Origin of the sequence: Lacinutrix sp. (assembly GCF_023299985.1) — a bacterium.
Taxonomy (GTDB): Bacteria; Bacteroidota; Bacteroidia; order Flavobacteriales; family Flavobacteriaceae; genus Lacinutrix.
In genome coordinates this window covers 1-20,388 of record NZ_JALZVX010000137.1, presented here as the reverse complement: position 1 = coordinate 20,388, position 20,388 = coordinate 1, and the positions used below count along the sequence as shown (strand labels likewise).

Below are 20,388 nucleotides of genomic sequence, written 5' to 3'. Positions count from 1 at the left end.
AAAATATAAAATGAAAACAAAGTTTAATGGAATTTTAACGCTATTACTAGCGTTTGTTGTGCAAATATCGTTTGCACAAGGAAAAACAATTTCAGGTACCATCTCTGATGGAGATAATTCACCGTTACCTGGAGTAAATGTTCTTGTTAAAGGTACAAGTAATGGTACTATAACAGATTTTGACGGTAATTACTCAATATCAGCAAAAACAGGAGATATTCTTGTATTTTCTTACGTTACAAGTACTGTTGAAAAAACAGTTGGATCTGAAAGCAACATTAGTTTCGTTATGAGCGACAATACTCTTGAGGAAGTTGTAATTACCGCTCTTGGTATTAAGAGAAAAAGAGATGAAATTACATCTGTTTACCAAGAAGTAAAAACCGAAGAACTAGTTAAAGCTAACAACCCTAGTGTTATTAATAGTTTAACTGGTAAGGTTTCAGGTTTGACAATTACGCAAAACAGTAATGGTGTTTCTGGCAATAGTAGAATTGTACTTCGAGGTAATCGTTCTATATCTGGTAACAATGAGGCTCTAATCGTTATTGATGGTGCTGTATCTACAACAGGAATATTAAATGCAATAGATCCCAACCAAATTGATACAGTAAATATTATCAAAGGAGCTGCTGGTTCTGCATTATATGGTTCATTAGGATCAAATGGTGTAATTGTTGTTAAAACAAAAACTACAACAAAAGGAGAAAAAATGATTGTTCAATTTAATAGTTCTGTAGATTTTGAATCTGTAGCTTATGTACCAGAAAAACAAACTAGATACGGTCAAGGGTGGACTGTAGGTAATGGTTTTGAAAACATAACATATGAAAACGGTGGATGGGGACCTGAATTTGACGGGGAAGTTGTTCCTGTAGGATTGCCTCAATCTGATGGTACATTTATTACTGCACCATACGAATCAAGAGGTTCAGATCATCTTAAAGAATTCTTTAAAACAGGTATTACAAGACAAAATTCTATTTCTGTTTCTTCAGGTGGTCCTAATGAATACTTTTCATTAAGTGCTAGAAATGTAGATACTGAATTTATTATTAGACAAGATGAAAGAAAAAGGAACACCTTGACGTTAAGAGCTGGTAAAACCTTAGGAAACTGGACAGCTGCAGGTAATGTTATTTACACAAACACCACTGTAGAACGAACAAATGGTAACTTGTACGATAACCTACTGCAATCTGCAACAAATATTCCTATCGAGCAATTTGCAAACTCTGGAAATGAGGGCCATTGGAATGCATTCTTTAGAAACCCTTATTGGGATTTAGAAAATCAAAGAACTAGAGGTGAAAACAATAATATTAGTTTACAAGGTGAATTAGGATATAAAGTTGATGATAACATCTCTTTTAAACTGTTAAGTAATGCTCGTATTTTTGAAGGCAATAGCTTGAGTTACCAGAATGCTTACACAGAATCTGACTATGTATCTAATTTCACAGGTGCAGACAGATCTGTAATCTCTAATTTTGCTTTTCAAAATTTCAGAAGTAGCACTTACTATACTGATTTCTTTGTAAATTTAGATTACGATTTAAATGAAGAAGTTTCTTTTGGAGGTAATATAGGTCTAAATAATAGATATGTTAAATCAAGTAGTACTCAAGTTGGAGGTCAAGATTTAACAGTGCCTGGTATTTTTACTACAAATAATTTAAACGGTGGTGTTGACGATGCTTTTAGTGGAGATACAAGAAGTCAATCTTCTACAATTTCTGCTTTTGCAAATTTAGATTTTGGTTATAAAGATTTCTTGTTTCTTACACTTACTGGACGAAATGATTGGTTATCTACTTTAGATGTTAGCAATCAATCTTTCTTTTACCCAAGCGCAAGTGTATCATTCTTACCAACAAAAGCATTTAATAACATAAAAAGTGATGTATTAAATTACCTTAAAATAACTGCTGCATATGTTGAAACAGGAAATGCTAGTCAAGTTGCTCCTTTTGCAACTCAACAATTAGTTAACCAAGGTGCTGGATTTCCTTTTGGAGGTCAAAACTCTTTTGTAGTAGATACTAATATAACAGACCCTTTAATTCAGCCTGAATTTACACAAACTATAGAATTTGGTATTAACTTCGGTTTACTTAAAAATAGAATAACATTAGATCTTAGTTATGCTAATTTTACGGGTAGTGATCAAATAACAAATATCAATACATCTTCTACAACAGGTTTATCAACAAGTAGATTGAATATAGCAGAAACCGAAGGTTCTTCTTTTGAAGTTGATTTAGGTTTAAAAGTTATAAAAACTGATAATATAAAATGGGATGTAAATTTAGGATACTCAACTTCTTCAAACGAAGTTTTATCTGTAACTGACCAATCAGACGAAGTTTCACTTGGTGGATTTACTGGATTTGCTGAGTCTTTTGCTATCAAAGGAGAACAATTTCCTGTACTTCAAACAAATTTTTATGAAAGAGATCCTCAAGGGCGTGTATTAATTGATCCATCTAGTGGTAACCCAATAGAAGCTTCCGGTTTAAAAATTGCTGGTAGAACTACACCAGAACATATAGTAAACTTAAATACATCATTTAGCTACAAAAACTGGTCTTTAAGAGCGACAATGGATTATAGAACTGGACATGTATTTTATTCTGATACAAAATCTAATTTAACATGGTCTGGTCATGCTGTTGAAACTGCTGAAGGTGGACGTGGAGCATTTATCTTTCCAAATTCTGCAATTGAAACATCTCCAGGAGTATTCCAAGCAAATACTAATGTACCCTCAGCTGCAGGTGGAGCAGGAGATTATATTAATTTCTTTGGTTTATATAGAGGCGTAGGAGAAAATCATATTCTTGATGCTACTGCTTTTAAAGTAAGAGAATTATCATTAAGTTATGATTTAAATAAAGAATACTTAAAGGACATTTTTATCTCTAGTTTAAGAATAAGTGCTACAGCTAGAAATCCTTTTACAGTTTTACCTGAAGAAAACAGAGGGTATAATGATCCTGAATCTAATTTTACTGGTGGTAATGCACAAGGAATTACAACTACAGGTAACAATCCACCAACAAGAACATTTGGTATAGGATTAAACTTAACTTTTTAAAAAAAAAAAAATGAAAAAATATATTAAAATAGGTTTTGCATTATTCTTTATAGGAGTAGCATTCAATTCTTGCGAAGGTACTTTAGATGTCAATGAATCTGAAGTTAATTTTACTGTTCAATCAGTAAGTCCAGATTTACTACTAGCAGCTGCTATACAAGCTCCTAGAGCTCAATTAGAAGTTACTACTAGTGAATTGGGTAGTGTTCTGATGAACCAGTGGGCTGGTGACATTAATAATGTTACTGGTGGTTTTCAAGATGAATTTAGATTAAATATTACACAAAATTTCTATACATCAATTTGGCAAAACTTATACCGAGGTATGGGTACATATGAAAGCATAATAAATGGTGGTGATGAATTCAGTAATCATAAAGCGATAGCTAGAATTTTAAAATCTTATTATTTTCAGTACATTATTGATCTTTATGGAGATGCACCATATTTTCAGGCTTTACAAGGAGGTGTTTTTTTAACTCCTGTTTATGATGATGCTCAAACCGTATATGCGGCATTAATTGATGATATAAATCTAGCATTGACTACTATTGAAAATTCTAATCAATACATACCTGTAGGATCAGAAGACACAGTATTTCAAGGAAATTTAGATTCATGGGTTCAAGTAGCAAACACATTAAAATTAAGAATCTTATTACGCCAGTCTGACGTAGGAGACTTGAATGGTCAATTTGTTGGTTTAGACAATTTTGTTACAACAGATGCAGTTTTAAATCCTGGATACGCAAATGAACTTAATAGACTAAACCCTTTTTGGGCAAACTATGGTTTTGATGTAGCTAATAATCCAACCTTTGATCATGATTTTATTGTGCCATCAGAATATTTTGAAAAATTCCTGAAAGGTCAAGCTCAAACAGATGCTAATGGTAACGCAGATGCTTTACCTGCAACCAATATAAATGACACAAGGTTAGAGCGTTTCTTTGACCCTGCAACAGGTGTCCCTGGAAATGGTGTTACTGGTGTGATTCAAGGTGCTACAAATAATAATGCTCCTGATCAACTTTCTGAGCCTGGACCAGGTTTATTAAGAGGTTTCAACCAAGATAGTTATCTTTTTACTGCTTCAGAAAGTTTCTTTTTACAAGCTGAGGCAATTGAAAAAGGTTTTATTACTGGAAATGCTCAAGCTATGTTTGAAGCTGGTATTACTGCTTCTTTTAATTTACTTGGAATTCCAGAAGATGCAGCAGCTTATATTAATTCATCACAAAATGTTAATAGAATTGGATGGAATGGATCTGAAACTAAAATTGAGGCTATCATGACACAAAAATGGATTGCACTTTCAGGTTTCAATGCTATAGAATCGTTTATTGATTTTAATAGAACTGGATACCCTGATATTCCATTATCTCTTATTGCTGAGAGACCAACTAGACCTGTTAGATTACTTTACCCTGCTTCTGAATTCTCAACTAATTCAGCAAACGTGCCTTCACAACAGACATCTGATGCATTTAGTGATAAAATTTTCTGGGATGTTAATTAATAATAAAAAAAATTAAAAATGAAAAAAATGAAAAAAATAAAATTAGTATTTTATGTAGTAGCTTTAGTTACATTAAATTTTTCTTGTCTTGTAGATGATGAAACAGGAGAGGATTCTTTAAGTGCTTTCAGTTCATCACCTAATATCGTTGGTTTTAACGGTAGTAATGCTGCTCTTAGCTTTTTTACTGACATAGGAACAGTAAGAAGAGATTTTCCTGTAGAAATATTAGGAGGACAAGATAATACACCAACAACAAGTGATATTAATATTTCTTTTGAAATAGATCCAGCTTCGACTGCTGTATTAGGAAATGAATTTAATTTTGTAAATAACACAGGAGATCTATTATTACCAGCTGGAGAAAGATTTGTTAATTTTCCTTTAGATGTTATTACAGGAAATTTTGATCCAGATGCACCAACAACTTTAATAATTAATTTAATAAATACTGGTAATGATAGTTCAGTTATATCTGCTAATGCAAATGTTTTAACTATTACTTTTGTTGGTTGTCAGGCAGATTTATCAGGAACATTCCAAGTATCAAATAGTTTGTGTGGAGCACCTACAAATACCCAAATAATTGGAAATGATGATGGATCTTGGTCTCTTGAAATTGGTGATGGATTTTTCTTAGCTGGATGTACCACAAATGCAACATTATTAAACCCTGCAACAATAAATATTATATGTGGAGAAGTTCAAGTTGCTAGTCAACCATCATTTTGTTCGAGTAATGGTATTGGATGTATTACTGGAGGTACTTGGGATAGTGCATCGGGTGTATTAACAATGATGCATACTGACACCTTCTTTAACGGTGGCCCTTTTGAATGGACATCAACATATACTAGATTGTAATTTAATTATAAAAAATAAAACATAAAATGATTATGAAAAATACATATATTAAATTAATGGCTTTTCTGTTTATAGCATCTGCCTCTGTAGCATGTGTAAACGATGATGAGACATTTGGTGTAAACTCGGACAAACCAGTTGCTACAACTACAGTTACTATGCTAACAATTAATGAAGGTGAAACTGGTGTTATTCCTTTTACTGTAAGCCAAGAAATAAACACACTATCTCAATTCAAAATTGAAATCCTTTCTAGTAGTTCTGCAACTCAAATTTTAGACTATACTGCAGGTGGTAGTTCAACAGATGTAGATACTGGAATACCTGGAGAAGGTTTTGAAATCACTATTCCTGCATTTACTAGTAATTTTGATATACCTGTCAATGCAATAATGGATATACTACCAGAAGATACAGAAACAGCAGTTCTAAAAATTAGTGCTGCTGGTATTCGTACTATATTAGCAGATGCAACGGTAACTGTTAATATTGTAAACGTATCTAATGAAGAACTTGGGTTTATTTTAGATTGGAATACAGATGTTACTTATAGTTTCTTGGATACTGTAACTGAAGAAGATGGAGATGATACTGATGCTATTGTTAGTGAATTAACAGAAAATTTATGTGACCATGTTGATTTTGATCTTATACAAATTTCTAGTGCTTCTGGTTATTTAGCTGGTACTGGTGATTGTCCTGAAATAGATTTAGCTTTTGGTATTTTACCAGATGATACATATACACTTATTGTAGATCTATTTAGTATTACTTTATCTGAAACACCAATAGATCCTGTTGTATTTCCTTTTACATTAACTATAGGAAAAGCAGGTTCTTTTAATGCTACACTTGCTTACGATGATATTTTCACATCAAATAGTCCAACTAGTGCTCCTAATGGATTTAATGGAGGTGACGTTGTTGTCGGAACGATTATAGTATCTGGTGGATTGTATACAGTACTTGATAGAGATGGTAATTTAATTGCTACAGAGTAATATTTACAAAAAAATAATTGTAAAAAAGAGCCTGATATAGTAGATCAGGCTCTTTTTTTTATAACATTGTAATCATGAAAAAACACACACAAATATTTGGATTACGCGCAATTATTGAAGCAATAAATGCTAATGAAACCATTGATAAGGTTTTTTTACAAAAAGGACTAAAAGGGGATTTATTTACAGAACTCGAAACTTTATTAAAACAAAAAGGAATTAACTTTTCCTATGTTCCAATAGAAAAATTAAACAGACTAACAAAAAACAATCATCAAGGTGCTGTTGCACAAATATCGCCAATTACTTTTCACAATTTAGATGCATTAGTAGAAAAAACATTAGAAAGTGATGCTACACCATTATTTCTGCTTTTAGATCAAATTAGTGATGTAAGAAATTTTGGTGCTATTATTAGAACAGCAGAATGTACAGGTGTTAATGGTATAATAGTGCAAAAAAAAGGTGGTGCTCCTGTTAATGGAGATGCTATAAAAACAAGTGCTGGAGCAGTATTTAAAATTCCTATTTGTAAAGTAGACCATATTAAAGATGCTATGTTCCATATGCAAGCTTCTGGAATTAAAGTAATAGCTGCAACAGAAAAAACTAATGATACTATTTTTGATGTTTCTTTTAAAGAACCTTGTGCAATTATAATGGGAAGCGAAGGTCGAGGAATTAATCCATCTGTATTAAAACTTGTAGATGCTAAGGCAAAGTTACCTTTACTAGGCGAAATAGAATCTCTAAATGTTTCTGTGGCTTGTGGTGCTTTATTATATGAAGCTGTAAGACAACGTCTTTAAAATTATTCTTTATTTTCTTTAAATATATAATTGAATTTTGAAATGTCTTGAGAAATTTCAGAAGTATCAGAATACCATTCATTCTCTGAAGTTAATTCTATAAAGTTTCCATTTTCATCAAAATGCTTTAAAAATTCATCTTCTGCTTCATTATAATTAGGTTTTTCCCAAGCATAACGCTTTGAAACAGCTATTGACTTCCTGAAAATTAAAGCAAAAATTAAACCTGATATTAAACCTGCAGTATGGCCTTCCCAAGAGACTTGCTCGTCTATTGGAAATGCATACATAAACATACTTCCGTAAAGAAATACTACGACTAAAGATAAAGCTATTAATCTATAGTTTTTCGCAAATAATCCTTTAAAAAAATTAAAGCTAAACAATACATAAATTAAACCACTAGCTCCAATATGATAGGATGGTCTACCTATTAACCATGTAATAAATCCTGATAATAAAACACCGTAAATAACAACTTTAAAAGCTACTGGTCTATAGAAATAAAATAATGCCGAGGATAAAACAAATAACGGAATAGTATTAGAATACAAATGTTTTAAACCTGAATGAATAAACGGGCTAAATAAAATACCGCGTAAACCTTTTATAGTTTGTGGATAAACGCCATATTTATTAAAACGTAAGCCAAAACGTATTTCTATAGCAAAAACTAACCAAATTAACAGCACAAATAATATTGGATACAAAAGCGTATCTATGTTAAATGCAAAAGGCTGTTCTTGTTTTTTCATATTAAACAATATAGCAATTTACAATCCATTGGTAGGTATCGTGTTACAATGTCAGTTATAATAGCATTATAAAAACAGATTTTACTAACACAAAAATGTTTAATTTTACTATATGAATATTCCTTTAGCTGAAAGATTAAGACCCAAGGTATTAGAAGACTATGTTAGCCAAGCACATTTAGTGGGTAAAAATGGTACTTTAACTAAGCAAATTAATATGGGAATGATAGCTTCTATGATTTTTTGGGGACCACCAGGAATAGGGAAAACTACGCTTGCTAATATTATTGCTAAAACTTCAGATAGACCATTTTACACCTTGAGTGCTATTAGTTCTGGAGTAAAAGATGTACGTGAAGTAATAGAAAAAGCGAAACAAAGTGGTGGATTATTTACTACAAAAAACCCTATACTGTTTATAGATGAAATCCACAGATTTAGTAAATCTCAACAGGATTCTCTTTTACAAGCTGTAGAAAAAGGTTGGGTTACATTAATTGGTGCTACAACAGAAAATCCTAGCTTTGAGGTTATTCCTGCATTATTGTCACGTTGTCAGGTTTATATATTAAATCCTTTTGAAAAAAAGGACTTAGAAGTGCTTTTAAGACGTGCTATTGAAACTGATGACCAAATATCTAAAAAAAAGATAAAGCTTAAAGAAACCGACGCTTTATTGAGGCTCTCTGGAGGAGATGCAAGAAAGTTGCTTAATATTTTTGAACTTATTGTGAATTCTGAAGCTTCAGATAAAATCACCATTACTAATGAATTGGTTTTAGAGAAAGTACAAAACAATACTGTTCGCTATGATAAAACTGGTGAGCAACATTATGATATTGTTTCGGCTTTTATAAAGTCTATTCGTGGTAGCGATCCTAATGCAGCGGTTTATTATTTAGCGCGAATGGTAGAAGGTGGTGAAGACGTAAAATTTATTGCTAGACGACTACTTATTTTGGCTAGTGAAGATATTGGTAACGCAAACCCAACAGCTTTGGTTATGGCAAATACAACCTTTCAAGCGGTTTCAATAATTGGTTATCCAGAGTCTAGAATTATATTAAGCCAATGTGCAACCTATTTAGCTTGTTCTCCAAAAAGTAATGCTGCATATCTGGCTATTGGTAATGCACAACAACTAGTAAAACAAACTGGTGATTTATCTGTGCCTTTACCAATTAGAAATGCTCCAACAAAACTTATGAAAGAGATTGGTTATGGCGAAAATTATAAATACTCGCATGACTACGAAAACAATTTTGCCTCTCAGGAGTTTTTACCAAAAGAAATTGCAAATACTAAACTTTACGAACCTGGAAATAATAACAGAGAAAATGCGCAACGCGATTTTTTGAAAGTGCGTTGGAAAGAAAAATATGGCTATTAAAATTTAATATCCAAAATTTTAACTTGCAAATCTTTATCCTCTACTTCTGCTATAACCCATTTGTTGTTCAACTTATAAATTACAGCATCTCTTCCTTTTACAATGTACAAATTTTCTTTTCCTGAAAATAATAAAGTATACACTTGCTGGCCTTCGTTATTTAATAAATGGTATCCAAATACACTTTCTGGTATTGCTTCTGCCCTTAAACTATTACTAGAAACTTTTGATTTAGTTTCTGTTTCGGTTTTTAGTATTTCTTTATTAATGACTGTAACTATCTCAGTTTTTTCAGTATCAATCATTTCAGTCTTTTTATTATCTCTTAACTCTTTTACTTCTTTTTTTAGTTTTTCAATTTCCTCTTGCTCTTCTTCAATTGTTTCAACCTCTTTTTTTGCGATTATTGATATTGTCTTTTTAGGGTTGTAACTGTAATTTTTAGTTTCAAAACTTTTAAAAGCCTCCCTTAGAGCCTCATAATAGGCTACTTTAATATTCTTTGCCCTAGATTCTCCTTGACTTGAAGTATAAATTACTTCATTTCTACAATTTTTTAGTTGCACAGTTAACTTTGTTTTAAATAAATTAGAATCTTTTAAGACATCTGCTTTTAAACCAAGACAGTTATTTTGGGTATAGTCACTTGGAAAAACATCATCCTCAATCATTATAGCTTCAAAATTATACTTTTCGAATAAGAATTTTGTAAGTGAATTTAATCTATACTCGTCTGCTTCTTTTAAAAAGTCAAACTTATTTGGTACAATAATGTACTTGTAATCATTTAAACTTTGTTGTGAAAAAGCTGATGATATTGTAAAAAATGTAAGTAAAATTAAAACTGTTTTCTTCATAATAATATTTTATAAGTATTCTTTTAAATTAAGTAAATGCTTGACTTGTTTTATTTTGTTTTCTAAAACTACATTATGGTAATTATAGCAAATAGCATCTATACCAACATTTAATGCGCCAAGAATATCTGCTTCATAATTATCGCCAATCATTATACTGTTCTCTTTTGTAGTATCAGCAATATTTAAAGCGTGTTTAAAAACTTTAGGATTTGGTTTTTTAACTCCTACTGCTTCTGAACTTGTAACAGTATCGAAAAAATGTGAAATATTAGATTTCTCTAATTTAATTTGTTGTACCTCTTCAAAACCGTTTGTAATGATATGCAATTTATATTTAGGTTTTAAGTATTCTAGAATTTCAATTGTACCTTCAAAAACATGATTATATGTTGTTAAATTATTAATGTAATCTATAGACAATTGATTTATTACATCATCCTTTACATTCATATTTAAGGTATCAAAGGTCTCTTTAAGTCTTCCATAACGCAGATTACTTTTAGACACTTTCTCATCTCTATACAGCTTCCAATATTTTAAATTTATTGGTTGGTATTTTTCAGAAAAACGGTCTAAATCAACCTCTACATTATTCTTTTTTAAAATAATATCGAAAGTTAATGCTGAATTTTTATCGAAATCCCAAAGCGTGTGGTCTAAATCGAAAAAAACATCTGTTATTTTATTTTCCATATCCTTTTTTGTTGTCTTTTGGGTATTATATGCCACTTGTTATTGCTATTATTTTTTAATGTTTGATTGACCTTTAGAATCTAAAATAACATTAAAAAGCTCTTTGTAGTCTTTCCAAGTTTCTGATGCTCCAAAAGTATAATTATGAAAAACAGAAACAAACTCACCATCTACACTTTTAATAGCTTTAATTATTTGGTTTAAATGCATTCTTTTATCTAATAACGATTGGTATTTTAATAATGCATTATCCAAAACATGATACGTGTTTATACGTAAAGGTGTCTGGATTTCGTAATCCAAATCATAAAAGAAAAACGGTGTACATGTGCCTGCGCGAAAACCAATATAGTTTATATAACCCATTGTATAATCGTTTGATATCTCTAACTCTACAAGGTTTCTGTAAGATTCTGGCAAGTTTAATTTAGAAAACGATTGTCTAGATGCACGTAAATCTTGATTAATTATTGATTCCATTCTTAATTTTTCGGTTTTAAGAATCGAAAGATTATTTAATGCAAAATAAGACGCTTTTAGTCCAATTTTAGAGTAATCACCTACTTCTTTAATTAGTGAAACAAATTTACTTTTCTGGGCATTAATATTCTTATCATAAGTAGAGAAATCACCAATTAAAAAAAAGAATATAAACTTATCTTTTACTTGTTTTTGCTTGTTAATAATGTACTTAAAGGTATCGAATGGATCATGTTGCAAACCAAATAATACTGAGTAACGCTTGTAAATGTTTTTTAATCTAAAACGAAATAAATCACTAAATGTGCCACCAATTGTTCGCATGATGCCTTTTAATTTATAGCTATATGCAGTTGGCACATCTATTACTGGAGTAATTTTATAATGTCTTTTTGGAAATGGGAATTCTGGAAATTGTGATTCTAAAATCTTTTTAAATTTTAATGCCCAAATATCTACAACTGGCTGTCTTAAAAACCCATTATTAAATGCTAAGCTTTCTTCTGCAGTAAATCTTCCATAATCATCTTTTACATGCGGCATGTATTCTTCATAACGACTTAACAAATAAAAAGATGCTGCAAAAATATCGAAAGGTAGTGCGCTTTGTTCTCCATTTGGGAAAAAGCATTTTGTCTCCTCCCAACCTGTTACTTTTGTTTCTACATCGCTTAAACCTTGTTCAAAAAGGAGCTCGTTAGAGCGAATAAAAAACTCTTTTCCTAAAGGTTGTCTTGTGTAAGACATTTTTAAACTATTGTGTGCTATAAAATCTTCAACTGTAGTAGTAAAAGTTAATGGAATACCTAAAATTCGCGTACATATTTGCTTAAATACGTAACGTAATCTTGGTGTAATTTTATGAGTATAAACTAATAACATTTTTTTAGTAGGCAGTGGTCTGTATTCAGTTAGCAGTCCACTATTCTCAAAAATAAGGGTTTTACCAAATCTAAACTTCTATTTTACAGATTTTATTCTTTAATACTATAGTTTACTTTAAAGTATTGCTTCATCTGCAAAACTAAAATAAGCGTTTTCGGTAATAATTAAATGGTCTAGCACTTTTATGTCTAAACTCTGCGCTGCTGTTTTTAACTTTTTAGTTAAATCTTTATCTGCTTGACTTGGTTTTAAGGTTCCAGAAGGATGGTTATGTGCTAAAACAAGACCAACTGCTCCAACCTCTAAAGCTGTTTTTAGAGCCAAACGTACATCTACCAAAGTACCAGTAATACCACCTTTACTTAATTGGTTTTTTTGAATCACTTTATTAGAGTTATTTAAATATACAATCCAGAATTCTTCATGTGGCAACTCGCCAATTACTGGTTGCAGGAGTTCGAAAACCGAAGCACTTGATGTTATTTTTTTACGTTCTAAAGCCTCTCCTCCTCGCCTTCTCCTTCCCAATTCTAAAGCTGCAATAATAGAAATCGCTTTAGCTTCACCAATACCTTTAAATGCCGTAAGTTGTTTAATAGATAATTTACCAAGTTCGCTTAAATTATTATCTGTACTAGCTAAAATGCGTTTACATAAACCAACTGCGCTTTCGTCTCTATTTCCAGACCCTATTAATATGGCAACCAGCTCTGCATCGCTTAAAACTGCTTTACCTTTATCGCGTAATTTCTCTCTTGGTTGATCGTCTTGAGACCAGTTTTTTATGGAAAATGAAGCGCCTTTTTCTGTCATTTAGTAAATCTACATATTTTTAATGACTTATTCTGAAATGCATTTGTTTGGCAAGTATTAATTTCGAAATCAATTTTATTATCGTAAATTTCAAATTAAATAACGAGACTAAAATATTTTGAAATACCCTCCAAAACACCATCAAGACAGTGACAAAAATCACATTATAGAAGTTATTAAAACATATCCATTAGCTACATTAATTTCGGTAAAAGATAACGAGCCATTAATTACACATTTACCTTTAGTTTTTAAAGACAATAAGCTTGTTGGACACATAGATATTTACAATCCGCAAACCGAATTACTAAAAGATAATAACGATTTAACCATACTATTTTATGGTCCGCAATGCTATATTTCGCCTAGTATATATACTACGACACAACTGCCAACATGGAACTATATTCGCGTGCATTTAAAAGGAAAAGTAAACGCTATTAAAAGTACTGAAGCTTTAAAACAGTCGCTTATAACAATGACTGAGTTTCTTGAAGCGCCAGATCATAAATATGTTTTAGATGCAGATAATCCAAGATTAGATGCCAACCTCAAGTATATAAAACTATTTGAGATTGATATAACACATTGGGAAGGCAAATTTAAACTCTCTCAAGACAAACATCCAAAAGATATTAGAAATGCGAGAGCAGAATTGGTTCGTGCTAACCAAGAGAGTGTTAAGGCGTTTTTGGATGGTGTTTTTTAGTATTAAATACAGTATTCTAGTCATTCTCTTCTAATTCTAAGTCCATTAAAAAGAAATTAAAATCTAATTTTTGCCATTTAGGTTCAGTTTTAGAAAAATATCCTTCAGGTGTCAATATCATAGAAAATCGCTTTTCGTTTTTTTTTCTAAATCTTGTCTTAAGAACTGGTGTTGCACATAATTCACCTCTTCTAGACATAATACTCGAAACAGGATATTCTGTATGGTCTAAAACAATAAATGCTATAAAAACACCATCTTTTGGCATTTGTATATTATATTCACTTATATCTAAAGAATATATTCTGTCTCCATTACTATTTGATGTAATTATATCTTTAACTATTAGTTGCTTCCCTGGCAAACGAGTGATACTGTCTATACTATAAAGATTCGTTTTAAACTCTAAATACTTTAGGCCTTTTACACCTGCTATATTTGTTAGTTTATATTTCAATTTGGTAATTCCCCCTTCTGCTTTAAATGGTATATAGGTTATTGCCTTAGAATTCCAAGCAAAATGTTGTTTACTATTCAATCCTAATTTTCCAACTAAATTTATAGTATTATTTTGTTGTTTTTTACCATCAATTTCTACTTTATTTAATGCTTCAGATTTAGGATATAAATAAATACTAGATTTAATTAACTTTTCCTTTTTAATAGTTGAATTATCATAATTCAAATGCACAAGACCTATAGAATCTAATAATACTTTTTCATTTACAAAGAAATTACCTTCTTTATCAGAATAACCATAATGCCTATTATTTATAGAAATCCTAACATTTTCAATAGGCTCATGAGTTACAAAATCTAAAATTTTGAAATTTTCAATCTGCTGCCCTAATGAAAATTTAAAAAACAAAATGAAAATTAAAAAAAAATATCTCATACTCTATAATATATGACTTTTCAAAGCCTCAAAATCCAAACCACCATAATTACCACTACTCATCAACAACAACGCTTTATCATCAAATTGTTGTGAGAACAAAAAGTCTTTAAACTCTTCTGGATTGGTATAGATAATTAAATCATCTCTTTGGAAAGCATTTGCAATTTGCTCGTGCGTAACCTCTTCAAGTTTTTTAATTTCTACAGCATGAGGAGAATAGAATACTACTGCAACATCTGCTGCATCTAAAGCGCCTTTATATTCTTTTAAAAATTTAGCATTTAAACTACTATAAGTATGCAATTCTAAACAAGCTACTAACGTTCGGTTTGTGTACTGTTCTTTAACTGCATTTGTTGTTGCTTTTACTTTACTAGGCGAATGTGCAAAATCTTTATAGGCAACACTGTTTTTACTTTCTGCTATTTTTTCTAGTCGTTTACTTGCACCTTTAAAAGTAGAGATCGCTTCGTAGAAATCGTCTTCATCGATTCCCATGTGTTGGCAAATCCATTTTGCTCCTGCCATATTGTTTAGATTATGTTTTCCAAACACTTCAATTGGTAAAGGTCCTTCAGGCGTTTCTAAAAGTGTTTCACCATCTTCTACAGTATATTCTGGTGTTTGGTATGCAAGTTTTCTTATTTGGTTTTCGCTTGCTTCCACTACTCTTTTTACCTCAGCATCTTCTTCGTTATAATTAATACTTCCGCCTTGTACTATAGAATCTACAAAAATACTAAACTGCTCTACGTAGTTTTCATAGGTTGGAAACACGTTAATGTGATCCCAAGCTATTCCGCTTAACAATGCAATATTAGGTTTATAGAGATGGAATTTTGGACGTCTATCTATTGGTGAACTTAAATACTCATCGCCTTCCAAAACAATAAAATCGTTATCATCAGTCAGTTTCACCATAACATCAAAACCTTCTAGTTGTGCACCAACCATATAATCGACATCGCGATTATGGTAATGCATAACATGCAAAATCATAGAAGTAATAGTTGTTTTACCATGGCTTCCACCAATAACAACTCTGGTTTTATGTTTAGATTGTTCGTATAAAAATTCAGGATAGCTGTAAATTTTTAAGCCTAATTCTTGTGCTTTTAAAAGCTCTGGATTATCCTTTTTAGCATGCATTCCTAAAACAATAGCGTCTAAACTAGACGTTATTTTCTCTGGAAACCACCCAAAAGCTTCTGGCAATAAATCTTTGGTTTCTAATCGTGATTTTGAAGGCTCGAAAATAGTGTCGTCGCTTCCAGTTACTTGGTATCCTTTATTGTGTAAAGCTAATGCTAGATTGTGCATTGCACTTCCTCCAATGGCTATAAAATGTACGTTCATGGTTTAATTTTGAAGATGATTCAAAGATAGTAATTGCTTGTTAAATTTCACTAATTCTAACGAATCTGTTGTGTTGAATTATTACGCTGAGATTCGTAGAGGTTTCACAGAGATTCGCAGAGATTCGCAGAGATTCGCAGAGATTCGCAGAGAAAAAAAAAAGAGAACCAAAATATCCTAATGTGGATTAATATGTTGTGTTGAATTATTACGCTGAGATTCGTAGAGGTTTCACAGAGATTCGCAGAGATTCGCAGAGATTCGCAGAGTAAAAAGAGAGCAACCAAAATATTTTAATGTGGATTAATCTGTTGTGTTGAATTATTACGCTGAGATTTGCAGAGGTTTCATAGAGATTCGCAGAGTAAAAAAAAGAGCAACCAAAATATCCTAATGTGGATTAATCTGTTGTGTTGAATTATATGACATAGAATCGCAGAATTTTAGCCTTCATAATTCTAAACATTAAAAACCGATAATCTCTCTGTGCATCTCTGTGAAAACTCGGCGCGACTCAGTGTAAGTCACTTTAACAAAAAAAATCAATTCAGTGTTGCTTTAAACGTCTTAAAAACTTCAATCTTAGGCAAATCAACTATCGCTTTATCTATCCAAATTAGAGCCTTTTCTTTGTCTTCTTTATGCTTATAAATTTGTGCTAATCTATAATAAGCCCAAGCTTTTGGCACGCCATCTTTTGCACTATAATTATCGAGATATACTTTAAGGCAAAACTCACCTTTTTCTAGTTGTACATTATAATCTGCACACACTTTACCTATTTGGTAGTGCATGGCATTGCGATTATGTTTTACGTGCGCTTCTTCTATATTGGTAATGGCTTCAGTAGATTTTCCTTCTTTCTCGTAAAGGTTCGTTAACTTATCGTAACAAGTAATAGAGCCACCTTCTTTTATTGCTTTCTTATAATATTCTTCGGCTAGTTTTGGTTCATCATCATATTCATAAATATAGCCTTTTGCTAAATAACCATCTACCATAGAGAGTTTTTGTAGCTCGTTTGCATACTTAAAACTTTTGTTTTTACTTCCGCCTACAATACCTGGTAATTGCATATACAATTCTACTAAAGCCCAACGTGCATCAATATGGTTTACATCCAGTTCTACAGCTTTTAAAAAGGAACTTTTTATATCTCCAATAATTCCTAAAGCACTAATTTTACTAATAGTAAGTGCTTTCATTCCTAGAGCGCCTCCATATTTATAATGAAAATTAGCTTCGCTTGGTTTTGCTTCTACTAATTGCTTGTAGTATTTTATTGCTTCATCCCACTTTTTTTGATGACCATAAGCATCACCTAATAATTCGGTAGCTTTTAAATTCTTTGGATGTTTTTTTATAAATGAAGTTAATACTTTTTCGGCCTTAGAAAATTGCTTACTATTAATTAATCCTTCAGCTTCAGAAAGGCTCGTCTGCCCAATTAAAAATAGAGGAAAGAAGAATAAAATAAATAATAAATGCTTCATGTCATTTAAGTTAATGCTAAAATAATACCTATTTAAATCTATTGGTATTGTTTTTGATTTTATTTTAAGAATAATAAGGGTTACTTTTAAAACGGCTTAGTTTACTCATCCAAACGCTAGTGTTACGCATTTAGTGTTTAGTAAATAAAGCTTTGCAATTATATTGCTTTAAAATAAATATTAAAAATGAAAAAAATTATCACTATAGTAATGGTTATTCTCTTTGCTAATACTTCTTTCTCTCAAACCAATAACTATTCCAAATTATGGAATGACGTTGAAAATTTTGAAATTGAAAGTTTGCCTAAGTCTGCTTTAAAGGCTTTAGAGAAAATTGAAATTAAGGCTAAAGCCGAAAATAATTCGCCACAACTTATTAAAATAATGCTCTTTAAAAGTAAGTTTATGCTAACGCTTGAAGAAGACGCACAACTTAGTATTATAGATGCTTTTAAAGCTGAAATTAAAATAAGTAAAGCACCAACTAAAAACGTTTTAGAGAATATTCTAGCTACTTTATATTGGCAATATTTCCAACAAAACAGATGGAAATTTTATAATAGAACAAAAACAAACGATAAAGTAGATACTGTAGATTTTAGAACTTGGGATTTAGAAACACTGTTTGAAGAAGTTCATTTACATTATAAAAATTCGCTTGATAACGGATTGATTTTACAGCAAACCGATTTAAAAGATTTTAATGTTTTAATAAATAAAAGTAAAGGCTCTAAAATTTACAGACCAACACTGTTTGATTTCTTGGCGCATAATGCACTTATTTTCTACAAGCATCAAGAAAGCAGGATCACGAAACCTGCTTATAAATTTATAATTGATGACGCTAATTATTTATCGGCTTCAAATAAATATGCAAATTTAAAAATTGTATCAAAGGATACGTCTTCTTTAGAGCTTAACGCCTTAAAATTATACCAAGAACTTATAAAGTTTCATTTAAAAGACAAAGAACCTTATGCTTTAACAGATGCCAACATAGAACGTTTAAATTTTGTAAAACAGCATGCTACTTTTAAAAATAAAGATGTTGTTTATATTGAAGCGCTTAAAGCTGAAATTGAAAAACATAAAGCACATGAAGTGTCTGCATTGTATCGTTTTCAATTAGCTTCCATTTACAATACTCAAGGTGCAAGTTATAATCCTGAAACGAATGCAGAAGTACGTTGGAAAATTAAAGAAGCTATTGCTATTTGCGATGCTGCCATTTCTAAATTCCCAAAGAGTAAAGGTGCAGAACAATGTGTTGTACTAAAACAATACATGGAGAGCCCAAGCTTACAAATAACAACAGAAGCTACACTTCCCATTCTAACCGAAGCGAGACTTCTAGTTACTTACAAAGCATTGGATGCTATTAACCTTACAGCTTACAGACTTTCAGAAAAGCAATATATAAACTTCAAAAAAACATATAGACATGGCGAACAAGAGGCGTTTATTGCAAAATTAGATCCTTCAAAAAGCTGGGATGCTTCGCTTAAAAACGAAAAGGATTACCAGATTCATACTACCGAAATCTTGATGCCTAAACTGGATAATGGTCGTTATATAATAACCGCTAACACTTCAGCTTTAAAAGAAAATTTTACATCACATACAATGGTACAATTTACCAATATTGCGATGTTAGAGCATGACGATTCAAACAAAAAATACCTTCAATTTATAGATAGAAATAATGGTGAACCTTTTGCAAATGCTAAAGTAAGATTAGAATATATTTATGGTAATGAAGAGATAGAAACCGTAAACAGTACCACAGATTATAAAGGTAAACTTACCATTAGCAAATCAAGTAAAAGACGTAATAATGCTAATGTAAAAATTTCAGCTTCTAACGATGTTGCCTATTACTCAAACCTATACATTAATAACTACTACAGAAACCGAAATAGAAAAGAAAAGCCTAGATATAACACTTTTGTATTTACAGACCGAAGTATTTACAGACCAGGACAAACAATTTATTTTAAAGGTATTTCTATGAAAACTGAAGATAATAAGTCTGAAGTTTTACCAAATATGAATATTAAAGCCATACTTACTAATGTAAATGGTGAAACTGTAAAAGAACTCGAATTAAAAACAAACGATTATGGTTCTGTCGCTGGAGAATTTATACTCCCAAATGGTGGATTAACAGGTCGGTTTTCTATTCGTTTACAAGGCAAATACTCGCATAGTGGTTATACAAATATCTCGGTTGAAGAATATAAACGTCCAAAGTTTGAAACCAATTTTAAACCTATTACCGAAACTATAAAAGTTAATGATAGTGTAAAAGTTACAGGAGAAGCTTTAGCTTTTGCTGGCTCTACAATTAGTGATGCTAAGGTAGTGTATCGTGTAAAACGAAACGTGCAATATCCACGTTGGTATTATTGGAGGAGACCAACAACTCAAGACCAAGGCCAAGAAATTACGCAAGGCGAAACTACAACTGATGCTGCTGGAAATTACGAGATTACTTTCAAGGCTATTCCAGACGAAAGCGTAGATAAAACAAGTTTACCAATTTTTAAATACGAAATTATTGCAGATGTTACAGACATTAATGGAGAAACACGAAGCACTTCAACCATTGTAAACGTTGGTTATCATGCTTTGACTGCTACTATAGGTATTGAAAATAGCATTGATAAAACCAATAAAGAACACAAAATAAATATAGACACAAAAAACTTAAATGGTGAGTTTGTACCTGCAAAAGGCACGCTTAAAATCTATAAATTAAAAGCGCCA

16 protein-coding genes are annotated in these 20,388 nt (G+C 31.3%); 8 read left to right on the top strand and 8 right to left on the bottom strand.

What is annotated here, in order from left to right:
* The first annotated feature begins 10 nt into the window (after positions 1-10).
* The 5 genes from Q0C58_RS07435 to rlmB all read left to right on the top strand — a co-directional run bounded on the left by Q0C58_RS07435 (position 11) and on the right by rlmB (position 7,290).
* Entirely contained in the window at positions 11-3,097 is a 3,087-nt protein-coding gene (locus tag Q0C58_RS07435) for a SusC/RagA family TonB-linked outer membrane protein (RefSeq protein WP_290699462.1), read from the top strand.
* A gap of 10 nt (positions 3,098-3,107) precedes the next feature.
* On the top strand, positions 3,108-4,616 hold the full coding sequence (locus tag Q0C58_RS07430) for a SusD/RagB family nutrient-binding outer membrane lipoprotein (protein ID WP_290699459.1): 1,509 nt from the start codon (positions 3,108-3,110) through the stop codon (positions 4,614-4,616).
* A gap of 27 nt (positions 4,617-4,643) precedes the next feature.
* Positions 4,644-5,480 (top strand): hypothetical protein, encoded by an 837-nt coding sequence (locus Q0C58_RS07425; RefSeq protein WP_290699457.1) that lies wholly within the window; start codon positions 4,644-4,646, stop codon positions 5,478-5,480.
* Between the two features lie 32 nt (positions 5,481-5,512).
* Entirely contained in the window at positions 5,513-6,481 is a 969-nt protein-coding gene (locus Q0C58_RS07420) for a hypothetical protein (protein WP_290699454.1), read from the top strand.
* A gap of 74 nt (positions 6,482-6,555) precedes the next feature.
* Positions 6,556-7,290 carry a 23S rRNA (guanosine(2251)-2'-O)-methyltransferase RlmB gene (gene rlmB / locus Q0C58_RS07415; RefSeq protein WP_290699451.1) on the top strand — a complete coding sequence of 245 codons (735 nt, stop codon included), beginning with the start codon at positions 6,556-6,558 and terminating at the stop codon, positions 7,288-7,290.
* 2 nt (positions 7,291-7,292) lie between these two features.
* On the opposite strand, the gene Q0C58_RS07410 is transcribed toward rlmB, so the two are convergent.
* Entirely contained in the window at positions 7,293-8,045 is a 753-nt protein-coding gene (locus Q0C58_RS07410; RefSeq protein ID WP_290699448.1) for a rhomboid family intramembrane serine protease, read from the bottom strand.
* 112 nt (positions 8,046-8,157) lie between these two features.
* On the opposite strand from Q0C58_RS07410, the gene Q0C58_RS07405 reads away from it, so the two are divergent.
* On the top strand, positions 8,158-9,435 hold the full coding sequence (locus Q0C58_RS07405) for a replication-associated recombination protein A (protein WP_290699445.1): 1,278 nt from the start codon (positions 8,158-8,160) through the stop codon (positions 9,433-9,435).
* Here Q0C58_RS07405 and Q0C58_RS07400 read toward each other — a convergent pair.
* From Q0C58_RS07400 to radC, 4 genes are all read right to left on the bottom strand, one after another.
* Positions 9,432-10,292, bottom strand: coding sequence for a hypothetical protein (locus Q0C58_RS07400; protein ID WP_290699442.1), 861 nt, complete (start codon positions 10,290-10,292; stop codon positions 9,432-9,434). The two genes, Q0C58_RS07405 and Q0C58_RS07400, sit on opposite strands and share 4 nt — an antisense overlap.
* Positions 10,293-10,301: 9 nt before the next feature.
* Positions 10,302-10,988, bottom strand: a complete 687-nt coding sequence (locus tag Q0C58_RS07395; protein WP_290699440.1) for a YjjG family noncanonical pyrimidine nucleotidase — start codon at positions 10,986-10,988, stop codon at positions 10,302-10,304.
* Positions 10,989-11,036: 48 nt separating this feature from the next.
* Positions 11,037-12,350 carry a polysaccharide deacetylase family protein gene (locus tag Q0C58_RS07390; protein ID WP_290699437.1) on the bottom strand — a complete coding sequence of 438 codons (1,314 nt, stop codon included), beginning with the start codon at positions 12,348-12,350 and terminating at the stop codon, positions 11,037-11,039.
* A gap of 117 nt (positions 12,351-12,467) precedes the next feature.
* A complete protein-coding gene (radC, locus tag Q0C58_RS07385; protein WP_290699434.1) occupies positions 12,468-13,166 on the bottom strand; it encodes a DNA repair protein RadC in 699 nt (232 codons plus the stop codon).
* A gap of 118 nt (positions 13,167-13,284) precedes the next feature.
* On the opposite strand from radC, the gene Q0C58_RS07380 reads away from it, so the two are divergent.
* Positions 13,285-13,875 (top strand): FMN-binding negative transcriptional regulator, encoded by a 591-nt coding sequence (locus tag Q0C58_RS07380; protein WP_290699431.1) that lies wholly within the window; start codon positions 13,285-13,287, stop codon positions 13,873-13,875.
* A 16-nt stretch (positions 13,876-13,891) separates the two neighbouring features.
* On the opposite strand, the gene Q0C58_RS07375 is transcribed toward Q0C58_RS07380, so the two are convergent.
* The 3 genes from Q0C58_RS07375 to Q0C58_RS07365 all read right to left on the bottom strand — a co-directional run bounded on the left by Q0C58_RS07375 (position 13,892) and on the right by Q0C58_RS07365 (position 17,622).
* Positions 13,892-14,743 (bottom strand): hypothetical protein, encoded by an 852-nt coding sequence (locus Q0C58_RS07375; RefSeq protein WP_290699428.1) that lies wholly within the window; start codon positions 14,741-14,743, stop codon positions 13,892-13,894.
* A gap of 30 nt (positions 14,744-14,773) precedes the next feature.
* Positions 14,774-16,129 (bottom strand): Mur ligase family protein, encoded by a 1,356-nt coding sequence (locus Q0C58_RS07370; protein WP_290699425.1) that lies wholly within the window; start codon positions 16,127-16,129, stop codon positions 14,774-14,776.
* Between the two features lie 542 nt (positions 16,130-16,671).
* Entirely contained in the window at positions 16,672-17,622 is a 951-nt protein-coding gene (locus tag Q0C58_RS07365) for a tetratricopeptide repeat protein (protein WP_290699422.1), read from the bottom strand.
* Between the two features lie 186 nt (positions 17,623-17,808).
* Between Q0C58_RS07365 and Q0C58_RS07360 the strand changes: the two genes are divergently transcribed.
* Positions 17,809-20,388: MG2 domain-containing protein (locus tag Q0C58_RS07360; protein WP_290699419.1), on the top strand; the 2,580-nt coding region annotated here is incomplete at its 3' end.